Genomic DNA, 15221 nt, shown 5'->3' with positions numbered 1-15221 from the left:
CCCGAGCCCTCAGCCTTTGCCCTTGCCGCCGTTCTTGCCCGGGCCGCCGCCGGGGGCGTCCTTGCCCGGTCCCTTGTCCTTCCCGGGACCTTTCTTGTCGTCCGAGGGGCTCGTCGCCGGCCCTGGATCCTCACTGGGTGTCGTGGTCTCCGGCTGGGTCGTCTCCGTCGTCGTAGCCGGAGCGACCGTGGTGGGCGGGGCCGTCACACTGGGAGTCGGGCGCGGCGTCGTGACCGTTTCGGGCTGGGCGGCGGGAGCCATCATCGAACCGAGCGCCAGTGCGGATGCGGTCACGAGGACAGCGGCCGCCGCCACACCGCCGACCAGCAGCCCGCGGCGACGAGTACGCGACGGCGTCTCGCCGCTGCGATCCGGATCCGTGCGCGCCGAAGTCGGGAGGACGCGCGTCGGCGCGGCGTCGTCTCCCGCCGACTCGCCGACCGCTGCCGCCGCCGCGCCCCCGGCAGCCCCGCCGCCGATCGCGGCCGCCACGGTCGCCGCATCCGCCGGCTCATCCGGCCGCCACCCGGCCAGCTGCGGCGCCAGCTCGCGCGCCATCACCGCCACCTCCCAGGCGGTCGGCCGGATCGACGGTTCGCGGGCCGTCATGGCGCCGAGGAAGCCGCGCCAGTCCTCCGGCAGCGACGACGGGATGCGCGGGTCGCGCGCCGAGCGGGCGGCCACCGCCTCCACGGGCGTGCCGGGGAACTCCCGGACGCCGGTCAGCGCCTCCAGCACGACGAGGCCGAGCGAGTAGATGTCCGCAGACGGCCCCGGCTCGCCGCCGAAGATCTGCTCCGGGCTCAGGTAGCCCGCGGTACCGATGACCGTTCCGACGGTCGTGATCCGCTCCGAGCCGATCAGGTGCGCGATGCCGAAGTCCGCGAGCTTCACGACCGGCCGGCCGCCGGGCACGCTCGCGTCGGCCAGCAGGATATTGCCGGGCTTGAGGTCGCGGTGGACCATTCCCGCCTCGTGGACCACCACGAGCGCCTCCGCGATCCCGACGGCGATCTCGACCGCATCCTCCGGAGGAAGCGGTCCCCGTTCGAGCCGGGAGCGGAGGTCCTCCCCGTCGACCAGCTCCATCACCAAGAAGCTCGGCGTCGTATCCCCGTCCGCTGCCAGGTGCGCGTCGTGGAGCGCCACCAGGTGCGGGTGACTCAGCCGCGCGAGCATCGTCGCCTCTGTGCGCCGCCGCGCATCGTCGACGGCGGCGCCGGAGGTGAAGACCTTCACGGCGACCTCGCGATCCAGGCGCCTGTCGTGGGCGCGGAAGACCGTCGCCATGCCGCCACGGCCCAGTCGGTCCTTCAGCTCGTAGCGGTCGAGAAGCACTCTGTCGTCCACTGCGCGAGCATACGCGCAGGATCCGTGGCCGTGAATCCGCCGACAGTCGGGTCCACCCCCGTTGCGCGGATCGGCGTTGCGGGCATGACTGGAGAAGGTGAAGCACGAACCGGAGACGCCGCGGCCGGACACGGCCGTGCTCGAGGCGTTGCAGGTCTACCGTGCGGCCGAAGCGGCGATGCGTCGCCGCACGGGGGCGGCCATGGGGATCGGCGAGAACGATCTGCTCGCCCTCCGGCTCATCCTCGACAACACGTCGGCCGGCCGACCGACCTTCGCCAAGGACATCAGCGCCTACCTCGGCGTCTCGAGCGCATCCACCACCCTGCTCATCGACCGGCTCGTGCGCGACGGATTCGTCGAACGACGGCAGAGCACCGTCGACAAGCGCTCCGTCGAGCTCGTCCCGACGCTGGCCGCGCAGGGCGACACCGGCCCGCTGCTGGCCGCGGCGCAGGAGCAGATCGCCGCCGCGACCGCCGAGCTCAGCCCGGACGAAGCGGAGACCGTCACGCGTTTCCTCACCAAGATGCGCCAGACCGTCGACCGCATCGCCGCGGAACGAGCCGCTGCTAGGCCGAAACGAACCTGAAGTCAAGGGGATTGCTAGGCAATTGAAGCAGTTGTTGTGTGGAGCGCGTCAAGGAAAGGACACTTCTCCATGAACATCCTGCTCATCGTCATCGCCATCATCGCGATCATCCTGCTGCTCACCGGAGGGTTCGTGCAGTCGCTGAACTTCCTCCTCTGGGTGGGAATCATCCTGCTCGTCCTGGCCGTGATCGTCTGGCTGGTGCGACTGCTCACCGGGAGCCGACGGGTCTAGGCCCGGAGGTCACCGGATGAGCCTCGGCGCTGGCATCTTCCTGGTCGTGGTGGGCGCGATCCTCGCGTTCGCCATCAACGTCCAGGTGGCCTGGATCGATCTCCACCTGGTGGGCTACATCCTGATGTTCGCCGGCGTCATCGGCATCATCATCGGGATCGTGCTGCTCACTCGGCGTCGCACCTCCGTCGCCACCACCCGCACGGCCGTCGATCCTGCGACGGGCGAGCGCGTGACGCGCCGGACGGGCGAGTCGGACGACATCGTCTGACACCCTCCCTTCTGGAAACGTGGAAGACCCCGTGCCTCCCGGCACGGGGTCTTCTTCTTGCGCGGTGGACGCTCACTCCATCGAGTCGAGGATCCCCACCAGGTTGTCGAACGTGGTCAGCGGGTTCAGGATGGCGAAACGCGTGTTCGGCCGGCCCGCGTGCGAACTCGGCGTGACGAACGCGCGCTGCTCCTCCAGCAGCCGGGCGGACCACACGGCGTAGTCCTCCTTGGTCCAGCCGTCGCGCTCGAAGACCACGACCGAGAGCTGGGGCCGTCGCACGAGGCGGAAGCCGTCCCGCTGCTCGATCTCCTCGGCCACTCGCTCGGCCAGCCGGATGGATGCGGTCACCGCATCGCGGTAGGCCGCGGCTCCATGAGAAGCCAGCGAGAACCAGAACGGCAGTCCGCGGGCCCGGCGGGTGAGGTGCGCCGCGTAGTCGGAGGGGCTCCACTCCGTCGTCTCGGTCAGCGTGTCGAGGTACTCGGCGTGCTGGGTGTGCGCGCGTCGCCCGGCCTCCGGGTCTCGATAGATCAGGGCGCAGGCGTCGAACGGCGCGAACAGCCACTTGTGCGGGTCGACGATCACCGAGTCCGCGCTCTCCACCCCGGCGAAACGGTGGCGGGCCAGCGGCGAGAGCATCCCCGCGAGTCCATACGCGCCGTCGACGTGCAGCCAGAACGAGAAGTCCGACTTCAGGGCGGCGATCGACGCGATGTCGTCGACGATGCCGAAGTTCGTGGATCCGCCTGTGGCGACGACCGCGAACACTGCGTCGCCGTACTCCTCCAGCGCCGGACGAACCGCATCTCCGCTCAGCACACCGCTCTCCCCCGGTGAGACGGCGACGACGTCGACATCCATCACCCGTGCGGCGGACGAGACCGACGAATGCGCCTCGGAGCTGCAGACGATCACCCAGCGACCGGCCGGGTTGCCGCGCTCGGTCCGGGCCGCATCCCGCGCCGCCACCAGGGCGGAGAGGTTGCCGAGCGTCCCGCCCTGCACGAAGACGCCGCCGGCCGTCGCGGGCAGCCCGAATTCGGCCGCCAGCCACGCCAGCACCTGGTTCTCGGCGTACACGGCGCCGGACCCCTCCAGCCACGACCCGCCGTAGACGGCGCTGGCCGAGACGACGAGGTCGAACGCGGTGGCCGCTTTCGTCGGGGCCGTCGGGATGAACGACAGGTAGCTCGGGTGGTCGGTGGTGATGCACGCGGGCGCGAGGACGTGCTCGAAGAGGGCGAGCGCGCGCTCGGCGCCGATGCCGTTCTCGGAGACGGTCTGTCCGGCCAGCCGGCGCAGCTCGTACTCCGGCAACGGCTTGTCAAGCGGGGTGTCCTCACTGAGGATGCGCCGGCGCGAGTAGTCGAGCACCAGGTCGACGAGTTCACGGGTCTCCGGCGTCACCGCGTGCATGCGGTCGTGCGGCTGAGCGGGCTGCTGAGTCATGGAACCTCCGATCGCCATGCTTTCACAAAGAACCCGCATGAGTTTGGCGCTGAACGCAACTCTCTTGCTCGTTCACCGCAGCATTCGGATATTTCGAGCGCCCAGCAACAGCCGCTCGGGCGGCCTGCTACGGTCGAGCGGGTGAGTGACACTCCCGCCGCCGACATCACCACCGACGCCGCGCTGGTCGCCCGGCTGCTCGCGGACCAGCATCCCGACCTCGACGGAGAACTCCGGCTGGTGAGCGACGGCTGGGACAACCAGCTGTACCGGCTCGGCGACCGTCTCGCCGTCCGCGTCCCGCGCCGGGAGGCCGCCGCGCACCTCATCGAGCACGAGCAGCGCATGCTCCCCGGGATCGCGGAGCGCGTGAGCGTCCGCGTGCCCGTCCCCGTTCGCGTCGGTGTCCCGTCTGCGACCTTCCCCTGGCCGTGGAGTGTCGTGGAGTGGTTCGACGGCATCGACGGCGCATCCGTCGGCGCCGCGGGCCGTGTCGGTCTGGCCGAGCCGCTGGCGCTCTTCCTCGGCGAGCTCGCCGTGCCCGCCCCCGAAGCGCCGCACAACCCGGTCCGCGGGATCCCGCTCGCGGCACGCCGAGATGCGGTCGCCACCCGGCTTCGCTCGCTGTCCGGCCGCATGGAGGTCGCCGACCTCGAACAGGCCTGGCGCGAGGCCCTCGACGCTCCCGCCTGGGACGGGCCTCCCCTGCTGCTCCACGGCGACCTGCATCCCGGCAACCTGCTGCTCGGCCCGGACGGCGATCTGACGGGGGTCGTCGACTTCGGCGACGTCACATCCGGCGACCCGGCCACGGATCTCGCCACCGCGTGGCTCACCTTCGACCGGGACGCGCGGGAGCGGTTCCGCCGTGCACTTCCCCTCACGCCCGACGCGGCGACGTGGGCGCGAGCGCGCGGCTGGGCGGTGACGATGGCGTCCGCCCTGGCCATGGCGTCGGACGACAACCCTCGGATGGCGGCGCTGGCCCGGCACGCACTCGCGCAGATCCCGGAGTAACGCCCGAGTTCCGGCCAGCAACGCCGGCTCAGGCGGCGGGCTCCTCGTCGACGGCGAGACCCAGCATCCGCAACTCCTCCTGTGAGCGCCCGGAGAGCTTGCGACCGAGCAGCGGGCGCCGGTCGGCATGCACCTTGAGGCCCTTCGGCCCGCGGGCGAGCGGCTCCTCCCATCCGCGGTACAGCGCAAGGACGCGGAAGGTGAACCCGAGCAGGAAGGCGGCCCCGACGCTCAGCCAGTACGGCACGCCCGCCTCCGAGAGCACGATCCAGACGAATCCGGTGCCGACGGCCGTCGCGACGAACCACTCGCCGCGCACGAACTGCTTGGGTGTGACACCGCTGGTTACGTCGATCAGATAGCGGCCCGCGGTCGGTGCGATCACGGCGATCGCGAGTGCGCCCACGATGGGATAGCCGGCTTCCGTCGCCCTCTGCGCTCCGATGATGGCGTACCAGGGTAGCGAGAACGACGTCATGAACTGGAAGAGGCCCTCGCGGAACAGCTGGCCGTGCGCATAGGCGATGAGGTAGCCGACGACACCGGCCGCGACGCTGAAGACCAGGTAGGCCGGGTTGACGAAGGCGGACGGTGTCTCCTGCAAGATCACGTCCCGGATGACCCCGCCAGCGATTCCGCCGATGACGGCCATCAGGATGATGCCGACGAAGGTGTAGTTGCGGTAGTGGTCCGGCCGCCGCGCGAGCAGCGCACCGTTCAGAGCGTTCGTCGTCGCCGCGATCAGGTCGATGAGGGTGCCGCCACCGGAGAGCGACCACGTGCCGAAGGTGAGCTCGGTCGGATGCATCGAAAGTCCCCTGCCCGCGACGAAGTGCCGCCGCAGACCCACGCTAACGAGGCAGGGCGGCGAGCGAGAGACAGCGCCGTCCGCGATCCCGACCGCGCCCTAGATACCCCGCTCGTGGGTGGACCCGACGACCGGCTGGCCGTCCTCATCCACGGCGATCAGGCCGGAGGAGCTGGCCGCCGCTGCCGCGAGGCGCTCGATCCAGTCGCGGTCGAGTGTCGGCGGTCGTGAGCCGCTGAACCGGAAACGCAGGGGGATGGAGGGGTCGATCCAGACGGTCGAGCGACCGTCGCCGTTCTCCGCGGTCTCGCGCCAGCTCAGAGCGAACGACTCCTTGCGGCGCAGCTTCGACACGATCACCACTTCGAGGTGCGCGAGGACGCGATCCTCGAACGTGATCATCGTGCTGCTGTCGTAGACCATGTATCCCATCGGGCACCTCCAGCCAACACCGTACGCCAAGACGCACGTTCGTTGGCTCGACGATGTCCGGCGGGATGTGCGGAGGGAAGGTCAGGCCCGGCGGTAGGCCCCGGCGGCCGGGCAGTCGAACGGGTCGCGGGCCGCGAGGCCGACGCGGTTCAGGTACTGGATGACGATGGTGTACGACCGGACGAGCGACGTCTCGGTGTACGGCACCTCGTTCGCCGCACAGTGCGCGATGGTCAGTTCACGAGCGCGTGCCAGGTGCGGCCGCGGCATGCTCGGGAAAAGGTGGTGCTCGACCTGGTGGTTGAGACCGCCCATGAGGATGTTCATCCACCATCCGCCGCGGATGTTGCGGGAGGTGCGCACCTGCTTGTCCAGGAAGCTGACGCGCGAGCCCTCGGGCAGTTGCGGCATGCCCTTGTGGTTGGGGGCGAAGGACGCCCCCATGTACAGGCCGAACACGGCGAGCTGCACTCCGAGGAACGCGAAGGCGACCCCGACCGGCATCAGCAGGAAGACGGCGCTGAGGTAGATGCCGAATCGGATGAAGATGGCGGAGAGCTCACGGCCGCGGCCGGGGACCGGCGCCTTGCCGAAGAGGGTCCGCAGCGACGTGAAGTGGAGGTTGACGCCCTCGAGCAGCAGCAGCGGGAAGAAGAGGTAGCCCTGGCGGCGCGTCAGTGCGCGCAGGATACCCGTGGACCGGGCGGCGTCCGCCTCGGTGAACGAGATCGTGTCGCGGGCGATGTCGGGGTCTTTCCCGATGGTGTTCGGGTTGGCGTGGTGACGGGTGTGCTTCGTCATCCACCAGTGGTAGCTCATGCCGACCATCCAGGTGGCGAGGAAGCGCCCGGCGCGGTCGTTGGCGGGGCCGGAATCGAACACCTGGCGGTGCGAGGCCTCGTGCGCCACGAAGGCGAGCTGGGTGAAGATGATGCCGAGCGCTCCGGCGATCAGGAGGACGAACCACGAGTCGCCCAAGAGGACGATCCCGGCGAAGGCGCCGACGAGCGCGAGGATGAGGACCGCGAACGTGGTGATGTAGAAGCCCCGGCGGCGCTCGAGGAGACCCTCGCTGCGAACCTCCGAGAGGAGTTCGCTGTACGTGCTCGTGACGGACGGCCGGCCGGAGCGGGGCTTGGTGGTCCGGATCGGACCGAGAAGGGTAGCGGTCACTCTTGACCTCCGCTGTGTCAGACGACTTCCCAGCCGAGGTGTTGGACGTTTCGCCCTAGATTCTCGAAGCATATGCGCCGTTCCTGGGCGCCAGCACCGAGATATGCCCGAAGGGGCTTGGGATCGATGCGGGACCGGCGAACCGGCCCCGCATCGAGGACCGGTCAGACCGGTCGGATGTTGGATGCCTGGAGGCCCTTGGGGCCGCGGGTCACCTCGTACTCGACCTTCTGATTCTCGGCCAGGTTGCGGAACTCGCCCTGCGACGCGATCTCGCTGAAGTGGGCGAAGACGTCGGCCGTGCCGTCATCCGGGGCGATGAACCCGTAGCCCTTCTCCGTGCTGAACCATTTGACGGTACCTGTGGCCATCGTTTCTTCCTTCTTATTTGGTGTTGGGGACCATGACGGTCCCGTTCGCCGCGCAGAGAGCGCGGACGGCTGAGCGCCACGACGGAATGGAGCGGTCGTGACGATTCGTCGGGGAGGGAGTGGCCCTCGCCGGAGAGCTGAACGGCTGATGGAGCCGGACGGAGGGTGAGATACTTTTCCTTTTTCGCGGCCGTGGCCGCGGGTACACATGCGCACACGTCACGAGGAAGGTGCGCTCAATCGACCCGGTGCGAGACGTCGTCGGCTGACCGGGTTCCCGCAAGACTACAGGACATCGGCCTCCAGCGCGCGAATCCCTCGTTTTCACCCTCCAGAGGACTGGATTGTGGACCGAGGACTGATATTCTTGAAAAGTTTCTGATCGACGCCCATGTCTCGGGCGGTATCCGATCGTCATCACATCATCAAGGGGGAATATTGAGCGACCCGACCGTGCCCGCAGACGACCACGACAAGGCTCCGGAGGGCACACCGGCCGCATCCGAGCCGACCACGCCCGAGCAGCCGGCCGCACCCGAGCAGCCCGCAGCACCCGAACAGCCGGCCGCACCCGAGCAGCCCGCCGCACCCGAGCAGCCCGCCGCACCCGAGCAGCCGGCGCCGCCGACCCAGCCGGTCGCTCCCGAGCAGCAGGCCGCCTACGCGACCGCGCCCGGCCAGCAGCCCTACCCGGGCGCCCAGCCGAACCCGTACGCGCCGCCGGTCGGCGAGAAGAAGAAGCCGGCCGTCCCGCGGTGGGTCTGGTGGGTCATCGGCGGGGCCGTCGCGTTCGCCGCCGTCGTGATCGTGGCGATCGTTCTCATCGCGAACCTGCTGGGCGGGAGCGGCGCCAAGTCGGTCGCGCAGGACTACCTGAACGACATCGCCAAGGGCAACGCCTCGGCCGCCAACAAGCTGGCGCGGGTCGACTCCTCGGAGGACGAGAACTTCCTGCTCACCAACGCCGTCCTCGGCAAGGCGCAGCACATCACGGCGCCGGTCGTGAGCCGGACACTGACCAGCCGGAGTTCCGACCTCACCCAGGTGAGCGTCACGTACAAGCTCGCGGGCAAGACCTACCGCGGGACCATCGAGCTGGATAAGGACGACAAGGGCTGGTACGTCAGCCGTGGGCTGACCTATCAGCTCCCGTTCGTGTCGTCGAGCATCCCGGGTTACTCGGTGCCCGGCGCGGACCACTCGCTGACGTCGAAGGACTCCGAGGTCGTCGCCTACCCGGGCGTCTACAGCATCGAGGCGCCGAACAAGTACTACGAGCTGGCCGGCTCCCCGAAGCTGACGGTGGCCGCCGACTCGTACCAGGTGAAGGACCTCAAGCTGACCCCGTCGCAGGCCTACCTCGACGAGGTGCAGAAGCAGGTCGACGCCCACTACGCGGAGTGCGCCACCAAGACGTCGTACTACGACGTGGAGGACTGCGGCATCGACCTCAGCTACCCGAGCAACATGGCCGTCTCGAAGTCGACGGTCGCCGTGAAGGTCGACGAGTCGCCGAAGGTCGAGATCAGCGACGACTCCGACTCCTACTACCAGTTCAAGATCGGCCCGGGGAAGTTCTCGGCCGTGATGACCGGCTCGGACTTCAGCGGCAACCCGGCGAGCGAGAACCTCACGGGCGAGGCCGGCTACATCAGTGCCGACATCAAGATCGACGACGACAAGGTCGTGGTCACCTTCAACTGACCGCGAAACGACGAAGGGCCGGGCGTCTCAGACGCCCGGCCCTTTCTTGTTGGTGACTACCAGTCGTTCCCCACGCGGATCAGCTTCTTGTTGACGAACTCGTCCGCACCGAACCGGCCCAGCTCGCGACCCGAACCGGAACGCTTGACGCCGCCGAAGGGCAGCTCGGCGCCGTCGGCCAGGACCACGTTGACGAACACCATTCCGGCCTCGATGCGGTCGGCGACGCGCGACGCCTGCTCCTTGTCCGTCGTGTACAGGTAGGAGCCGAGCCCGAACGGCGTGTCGTTGGCGATGCGCACGGCGTCGTCCTCGTCCTTCGCGCGGTACACCTGCGCGACCGGGCCGAAGAACTCCTCCTTGGAGGCGGGGTTGTCGGGCGTCACGTCGGTGAGCACCGTCGTCTCGAAGAAGGCGCCGTTGCGGCCTCCGCCGCGCACCAGCTTCGCGCCGTTGTCGACAGCGCGCTTGACCTGCTCGTCGAGGTTCTCCGCCGCCTTCAGCGACGAGAGCGGGCCGAGGGCCGAGTCCTCGCTCGTCGGGTCGCTCGCCTCGACCTCGGAGAGCTTCGCGGTGAACTTGTCGAGGAACGGCTCGTAGAGCTCGTCGATGACGACGAACCGCTTGGCGGCGTTACAGGACTGACCGCTGTTGTCGAGGCGCGCATCCACCGCGTTCTGCACAGCGGCATCCAGGTCGTCGGTCGAGAGCAGGATGAACGGGTCGGACCCGCCCAGCTCCAGCACGACCTTCTTCAGGTTGCGGCCGGCGATCTCGGCGACCTTCGCGCCGGCCCGCTCGGAGCCGGTGAGCGAGACGCCCTGGACGCGCGGGTCGGCGATGACGGTCTCGATCTGCGGGTGGCTGGCGTAGATGTTGACGTAGGCGCCCTCGGGGAAGCCGGCGTCGAGGAAGATCTGCTGGATGGCGGCGGCCGACTCGGGGCACTGCTCCGCGTGCTTCAGCAGGATGGTGTTGCCGATCACGAGGTTCGGTCCGGCGAACCGGGCCACCTGGTAGTACGGGAAGTTCCACGGCATGATCCCGAGGAGCACACCGAGCGCCGATCGGCGGACGACGGCCGACCCGTCACCGTCGAGCAGCTGGATGGGCTCATCCTTCAGGAACTCGTCCGCGTGGTCGGCGTAGTACTCGTAGATCGCACCGGCGAAGTCGACCTCGGCGAGCGCCTGCTCGACGGGCTTGCCCATCTCCTGCACGATGATCTCGGCGAGCTGCTGCCGGCGCTCCACGTGGAGTTCGCCGACACGCCGGATCAGTGCGGCCCGCTCCTGCGTGGTCGTCGACCGCGACCAGGTACGGAAGGCGTGGTCTGCGGACGCGATCGCCGCCTCCAGGTCGGCATCGCTGATGGTGTCGAAGGTCTTGACCGTCTCGCCGGTGGCGGGATTGGTCACGGCGTAGCTCATGGCGCTCCTCTTCTTCGCTGAAACGGGTCTCTTCTTCGCTGAAACGGGTGTGGCCCATCATGACAATACGGCTTCCGAAGCACCTGTGACCCGCCACATCGTCCACGAGTGCGGGCATGCCTCGACATGACGTACAGCGCGTAGGCATCATCGGCCATCTCCCCTGCGGACCCTCGCAGGAACCGTTGCAATCGGGCGACCGGAGCGTTCAATGGTGGCTGATCGAGGGAGGTGCTCGTGGACCTGCACGGGAAGAGCGTCGTCGTCACCGGCGGAAACAGCGGGATCGGGGCGGCGATCGTCCGTTCGCTGGCCGCCGCGGGAGCGGCGGTCGTCATCGACTACGTCTCGCGGCCGGAGGACGCCGCCGACCTGGTCAAGGACATCGTCGCGGCGGGCGGTCGCGCCATCGGAGTGGAGGCGGACGTCACCACGACCGCGGGCATCGACAAGCTGATCGGAACGGCGGTGGACGAGTTCGGGCGGTTGGACGCGTTCGTCAACAACGCGGGCATGGAGCTGCGGCACAGCCTGCTCGAGGTGGACGAGGAGACCTTCGCGAAGGTGATGGCCGTGAACCTCACGAGCGCGGTGTTCGGGACGCAGCGCGCGGCGAAGCGTTTCATCCAGCAGGGAACCGGCGGGGTGGTCGTGAACGTGTCCTCGGTCCACGAGGACTGGCCGATGCCCGGAAACCTCAGCTACTGCGTGTCGAAGGGCGGGATGCGGATGCTCACGCGCACCGCCGGTGTCGAGCTCGGACCTCAGGGCGTCCGTGTGGTCAGCGTCGCGCCCGGCGCGGTCGACACGCCCATCAACGCGGCCACGATGAAGGATGACGCGCTGCGCCAGAAGCTGGAGAACTCCATCCCCCTCCGCACGGTCGCCGAACCCTCCGAGATCGGGGATGTCGTCGCGTTCGTGGTCTCGGATGCCGCGAAGTACATGACCGCGACGACGGTCTTCGTCGACGGCGGCATCATGCACGGCAGCGTGGGGCTCTGACGGAGCGCGAGGGCACGCCACCGGAGAAGGAAGGAGCGAGAGCGATGACCGAACCGCACATCCTCATCCTCGGCGCAGGGTTCGCCGGGTTCACGCTCGCGCGGGACTTGCGTCGCGACGCCGCGGCCCACCGCCTGCGCATGACCGTCGTGGAGCCCGAGCCGTACCTGACCTACAAGCCGCTGCTGCCGGAGGTGGCGGGCGGCGAGACCCAGCCGCGCGACTCGGTCGTGCCCCTGCGCCGCCCGCTCAAGAACGCCGACATCGTCGCCGGGGCGCTCCAGTCGGTGGACACCGGCGCCCGGGTCGCCGTCGTGCGGACCCTCGACGGCACCGAGCGGGCGATCGCCTACGACCACGTCGTGTTCGCCCTGGGCGCCGTCACCAAGACGCTGCCCATCCCCGGGCTCGCCGAGACCGCGATCGGCTTCTCCAGCGTCGAAGAGGCGGCATATCTGCGCGACCACGTGCTGGAGCGCATCCGCTTCGCCGCCGCCACCGGCGACGCCGCCGAGCGGAGGCGGGCGCTGACGTTCGTGTTCGTCGGCGGCGGGTACACCGGCGTCGAGGCGATCGCGGAGCTGCAGCGTGTCGCGGCTGCCGAACTCGACCGCTACAGGGAGCTCGACGGCGAACGGATGAGCTGGCTGCTGATCGAGGTCGCCGGCCGGATCGCTGCCGAGCTCCCCGAGCAGCTCTCCGGCTGGACCCTGAGGCTGTTGCGCAAGCGCGGCATCCAGGTGTTCCTCCACACCGAGGTGAAGAGCTGCGAGCACGGCGACGTCGTGCTCAGCAACGGTGAGACGCATCCCACCGACACGCTCGTATGGGTGGCCGGGGTCACTCCCAACCCGGTGCTCGACCGAGCGGATGTGCCGCGCGGCCCGAAGGGGCACGTGCAGTGCAACGCCAGCCTGCAGGCGGTCCGCGACGACGGCACGCCCCTCGACGGCGTGTGGGCTCTCGGGGACGACGCCCAGGTGCCCGATCTGCTGGCCGAGAAGCAGCCCGCCTACTACCCGCCGAACGCGCAGAACGCGATCCGGCAGGCACGGGTGCTCGCCGACAACCTGCGGCGGTCGATCGCCGGCGAGAGCCTGACCGAGTACCGTCACCGTTCGCTGGGGACGCTCGCCAGCTACAGCGGCATGCGCGGGGCCGCCGTGGTGCGCGGCATCCCCCTGCGCGGCGTCGCGGCGTGGGCCGTCGACAAGGTCTACCACGCGATCGCCCTGCCCAGCCTCTCGCGTCGGTTCCGCCTCGTGCTCGGGTGGGTCGGCAATGGACTCACCCCACGCGATGCGGCGCCGGTCGGGACGGTGCAGGAGCCGCGGGAACGGTTCCGTGAGGCGGCCGCCGCGCAGGAGAAGAACTGATCGACGCCGTCCGACCCCGTTGACCCGGGAGTCTCGGGGCGTTGGATGGCCATGTGCGCGCGAACGACAGGACGCGCGAAAAGGAGAGACAGCATGACGACGGTGAGCGAGTTCGTGATCGAGCGGATCCGGGAGTGGGGCGTGCGGCGCGTGTTCGGATTCCCCGGCGACGGCATCGGGGAGTTCGACGGCGCCCTCGGCAAGGCGGAACGGGCCGGGGAGGGCGTGGAGTACATCCGTCCGACGCACGAGGAGATCGCCGCGTTGATGGCGACGGCGCACGCGAAGTTCACCGGCGAGGTCGGCGTGTGCGTCGCCACGTCGAGCCCGGGCGGGTTCCACCTGATCAACGGCCTGTACGACGCGAAGATGGACAACCAGCCCGTCGTCGCGATCGTCGGCCAGCAGGGCCTCGACTCGCTGGGGACGTTCAACCAGCAGGAGAGCCACCTCGAGCGGACCTTCTCGGATGTCGCCGCGTACGTGCAGACGATCGTATCGCCCGCGCAGGCGCAGGCCGTCGTCGACACCGCGTTCCGGACCGCGATCACCCGGCTGCAGCCGTGCGTGATCATCCTTCCGCACGACGTGCAGGGGCAGAAGATGGTGGAGCCGGGGCCCGAGATGTGGCAGTCGCGTTCGAGTGCTGTGGCGCCATCCACCGCCATCGCTCCCCCGCTGGAGCAACTGCAGGCCGCCGCCGATCTGATCAACGCCGGCGAGCGCGTCACCTTCCTGGTGGGCGCCGGGGCGAACGGTGCGACCGCGGAGGTGCTTGACGCGGCGAAGCTCGCCGGCGCCGGGGTCATCACCTCCCTCCGCGGGAAGCAGGTCGTGCCGTCGGACGTGCCGTTCCACACCCAGCAGCTGGGGCTCCTCGGCTCCCGGCCGAGCTACCACCAGATGAAGGAGTGCGACACGCTCGTGCTGCTCGGCACGAACTATCCGTACGGGCAGTTCCTCCCGGCGACCGGGCAGGCGCGGGCCGTACAGATCGACCTGCGACCCGAGCAGCTCGGCCTGCGGTACCCGACCGAGGTGAGCATCTGGGCGGACGTGAAGACCGCCCTCGCCGGACTCCTCCCCCTGCTCACCCAGAAGGAGGACCTCTCCTGGCAGGAGAAGGTCGCCGACGACATGCGGACGTGGGACGACGAGCTCGCCGCCCAGGCCGATCAGACCTACGACGACGGAGTGAACCCGCGCCGGGTGTACGCGGAGTTGAACACGCGGCTGCCCGCCGGCGCGATCGTCACCGCCGACGCGGGCACCACCGCCGACTGGTACGGCCACTACATCCGGCTTCACGACGGGATGCTCGGCGACCTCTCGGGCCGCCTCGCCACGATGATCGCCGCGATGCCCTACGCGGAGGCGGCGAAGTTCGCGTATCCCGACCGGACGGTCGTCTGCACCATCGGCGACGGCGCGTTCCAGATGCTCGGGATGAACGAGCTCATCACCATCAAGAAGTACCTGTCACGCTGGTCCGACCCGACCTTCATCGTCCTGGTGCTGCACAACGACGACCTCACGCAGGTCTCGTGGGAGATGCGCACCGAGGACGCGAACCCCGTCTGGGAGACCGCACAGACCGTCGAGTCCGTCGACTACGCCGGGTGGGCGCGCCTCCTCGGCTTCAACGGCATCACCGTGACCGACGACGACGATGTCGCCGCCGCGTGGGATGCCGCATTCGCCCACCGCGGCGTCACGCTGATCGACGCGCACACCAGCAAGAACGTCCCGCCCCTCCCCCCGCACATCACGGCCGAGTTCGCCAAGAACACGGCGTTCGCGCTGCTGAAGGGCGACCCGGACGGGCTCGGCGCCATCAAGGACTCGGCCACCTCGCTGGTCACCGAGGGCGTGGAGCGCGTGAAGGGGGTGCTGCACCGGGACCGCGGCGACGACGAGGGGTGAAGCGGCCGCCCGCCCGAGCCCGACCTACTGCATCGGGGTGTGGACGAGGGTGTGCTTGTTCCGTACTGCCTTGGGTGCGCAAG

The 15221-nt window shown here is 69.3% G+C and carries 15 protein-coding genes; 8 read left to right on the top strand and 7 right to left on the bottom strand.

The window, feature by feature from the left end; translation table 11 throughout:
- Positions 1–9 precede the first annotated feature (9 nt).
- Positions 10–1350 (bottom strand): serine/threonine-protein kinase, encoded by a 1341-nt coding sequence (locus AXZ95_RS13495; RefSeq protein ID WP_026307300.1) that lies wholly within the window; start codon positions 1348–1350, stop codon positions 10–12.
- 97 nt (positions 1351–1447) lie between these two features.
- On the opposite strand from AXZ95_RS13495, the gene AXZ95_RS13490 reads away from it, so the two are divergent.
- From AXZ95_RS13490 to AXZ95_RS13485, 3 genes are all read left to right on the top strand, one after another.
- Positions 1448–1942 (top strand): MarR family transcriptional regulator, encoded by a 495-nt coding sequence (locus AXZ95_RS13490; protein ID WP_018192281.1) that lies wholly within the window; start codon positions 1448–1450, stop codon positions 1940–1942.
- 69 nt (positions 1943–2011) lie between these two features.
- Positions 2012–2176, top strand: coding sequence for a hypothetical protein (locus AXZ95_RS19635; RefSeq protein ID WP_018192282.1), 165 nt, complete (start codon positions 2012–2014; stop codon positions 2174–2176).
- Positions 2177–2192: 16 nt separating this feature from the next.
- Positions 2193–2447, top strand: coding sequence for a DUF6458 family protein (locus AXZ95_RS13485; RefSeq protein ID WP_018192283.1), 255 nt, complete (start codon positions 2193–2195; stop codon positions 2445–2447).
- A 72-nt stretch (positions 2448–2519) separates the two neighbouring features.
- Here the strand turns inward: AXZ95_RS13485 and AXZ95_RS13480 are convergent, their stop codons facing one another.
- Complete coding sequence (locus AXZ95_RS13480; RefSeq protein WP_026307301.1) at positions 2520–3899, bottom strand: pyridoxal-dependent decarboxylase; 1380 nt, start codon at positions 3897–3899, stop codon at positions 2520–2522.
- Positions 3900–4040: 141 nt separating this feature from the next.
- On the opposite strand from AXZ95_RS13480, the gene AXZ95_RS13475 reads away from it, so the two are divergent.
- On the top strand, positions 4041–4916 hold the full coding sequence (locus AXZ95_RS13475; protein ID WP_018192285.1) for an aminoglycoside phosphotransferase family protein: 876 nt from the start codon (positions 4041–4043) through the stop codon (positions 4914–4916).
- Positions 4917–4944: 28 nt separating this feature from the next.
- On the opposite strand, the gene AXZ95_RS13470 is transcribed toward AXZ95_RS13475, so the two are convergent.
- From AXZ95_RS13470 to AXZ95_RS13455, 4 genes are all read right to left on the bottom strand, one after another.
- The gene (locus tag AXZ95_RS13470) at positions 4945–5724 is read right to left on the bottom strand and encodes a TRIC cation channel family protein (protein ID WP_018192286.1); all 780 of its coding nucleotides are present in this window, start codon (positions 5722–5724) and stop codon (positions 4945–4947) included.
- Between the two features lie 99 nt (positions 5725–5823).
- Positions 5824–6156, bottom strand: a complete 333-nt coding sequence (locus AXZ95_RS13465) for a hypothetical protein (RefSeq protein WP_018192287.1) — start codon at positions 6154–6156, stop codon at positions 5824–5826.
- 81 nt (positions 6157–6237) lie between these two features.
- Positions 6238–7329 carry an acyl-CoA desaturase gene (locus AXZ95_RS13460; protein ID WP_018192288.1) on the bottom strand — a complete coding sequence of 364 codons (1092 nt, stop codon included), beginning with the start codon at positions 7327–7329 and terminating at the stop codon, positions 6238–6240.
- A gap of 164 nt (positions 7330–7493) precedes the next feature.
- Positions 7494–7700 (bottom strand): cold-shock protein, encoded by a 207-nt coding sequence (locus AXZ95_RS13455; protein WP_018192289.1) that lies wholly within the window; start codon positions 7698–7700, stop codon positions 7494–7496.
- Positions 7701–8138: 438 nt separating this feature from the next.
- On the opposite strand from AXZ95_RS13455, the gene AXZ95_RS13450 reads away from it, so the two are divergent.
- A complete protein-coding gene (locus tag AXZ95_RS13450; RefSeq protein ID WP_018192290.1) occupies positions 8139–9404 on the top strand; it encodes a hypothetical protein in 1266 nt (421 codons plus the stop codon).
- A 56-nt stretch (positions 9405–9460) separates the two neighbouring features.
- Here AXZ95_RS13450 and AXZ95_RS13445 read toward each other — a convergent pair whose 3' ends face one another.
- Positions 9461–10834 (bottom strand): NAD-dependent succinate-semialdehyde dehydrogenase, encoded by a 1374-nt coding sequence (locus tag AXZ95_RS13445; protein ID WP_018192291.1) that lies wholly within the window; start codon positions 10832–10834, stop codon positions 9461–9463.
- A gap of 237 nt (positions 10835–11071) precedes the next feature.
- Here AXZ95_RS13445 and AXZ95_RS13440 point away from each other — a divergent pair, with 237 nt between their 5' ends.
- The 3 genes from AXZ95_RS13440 (at position 11072) to AXZ95_RS13430 (ending at position 15138) form a co-directional block, all read left to right on the top strand.
- On the top strand, positions 11072–11839 hold the full coding sequence (locus tag AXZ95_RS13440; protein WP_026307302.1) for a glucose 1-dehydrogenase: 768 nt from the start codon (positions 11072–11074) through the stop codon (positions 11837–11839).
- A 44-nt stretch (positions 11840–11883) separates the two neighbouring features.
- Positions 11884–13215 (top strand): FAD-dependent oxidoreductase, encoded by a 1332-nt coding sequence (locus tag AXZ95_RS13435; RefSeq protein ID WP_018192293.1) that lies wholly within the window; start codon positions 11884–11886, stop codon positions 13213–13215.
- 93 nt (positions 13216–13308) lie between these two features.
- A complete protein-coding gene (locus AXZ95_RS13430) occupies positions 13309–15138 on the top strand; it encodes a thiamine pyrophosphate-requiring protein (protein WP_018192294.1) in 1830 nt (609 codons plus the stop codon).
- Positions 15139–15221: the final 83 nt, after the last annotated feature.

The sequence above is a fragment of the Leifsonia sp. 115AMFTsu3.1 genome, assembly GCF_004362795.1.
Taxonomy (GTDB): Bacteria; Actinomycetota; Actinomycetes; order Actinomycetales; family Microbacteriaceae; genus Leifsonia.
Note: the sequence above shows the minus strand (reverse complement) of the source record. Positions and strands in the feature narration are given on the sequence as shown.

What these genes read in the sequence shown, in the direction of transcription:
- AXZ95_RS19635 (WP_018192282.1), top strand. Translation starts at nt 2,012, where the DNA reads ATGAACATCCTGCTCATCGTCATCGCCATCATCGCGATCATCCTGCTG.
- AXZ95_RS13485 (WP_018192283.1), top strand. Translation starts at nt 2,193, where the DNA reads ATGAGCCTCGGCGCTGGCATCTTCCTGGTCGTGGTGGGCGCGATCCTC.
- AXZ95_RS13480 (WP_026307301.1), bottom strand. Translation starts at nt 3,899, where the DNA reads ATGACTCAGCAGCCCGCTCAGCCGCACGACCGCATGCACGCGGTGACG.
- AXZ95_RS13470 (WP_018192286.1), bottom strand. Translation starts at nt 5,724, where the DNA reads ATGCATCCGACCGAGCTCACCTTCGGCACGTGGTCGCTCTCCGGTGGC.
- AXZ95_RS13465 (WP_018192287.1), bottom strand. Translation starts at nt 6,156, where the DNA reads ATGGGATACATGGTCTACGACAGCAGCACGATGATCACGTTCGAGGAT.
- AXZ95_RS13455 (WP_018192289.1), bottom strand. Translation starts at nt 7,700, where the DNA reads ATGGCCACAGGTACCGTCAAATGGTTCAGCACGGAGAAGGGCTACGGG.
- AXZ95_RS13445 (WP_018192291.1), bottom strand. Translation starts at nt 10,834, where the DNA reads ATGAGCTACGCCGTGACCAATCCCGCCACCGGCGAGACGGTCAAGACC.
- AXZ95_RS13435 (WP_018192293.1), top strand. Translation starts at nt 11,884, where the DNA reads ATGACCGAACCGCACATCCTCATCCTCGGCGCAGGGTTCGCCGGGTTC.
- AXZ95_RS13430 (WP_018192294.1), top strand. Translation starts at nt 13,309, where the DNA reads ATGACGACGGTGAGCGAGTTCGTGATCGAGCGGATCCGGGAGTGGGGC.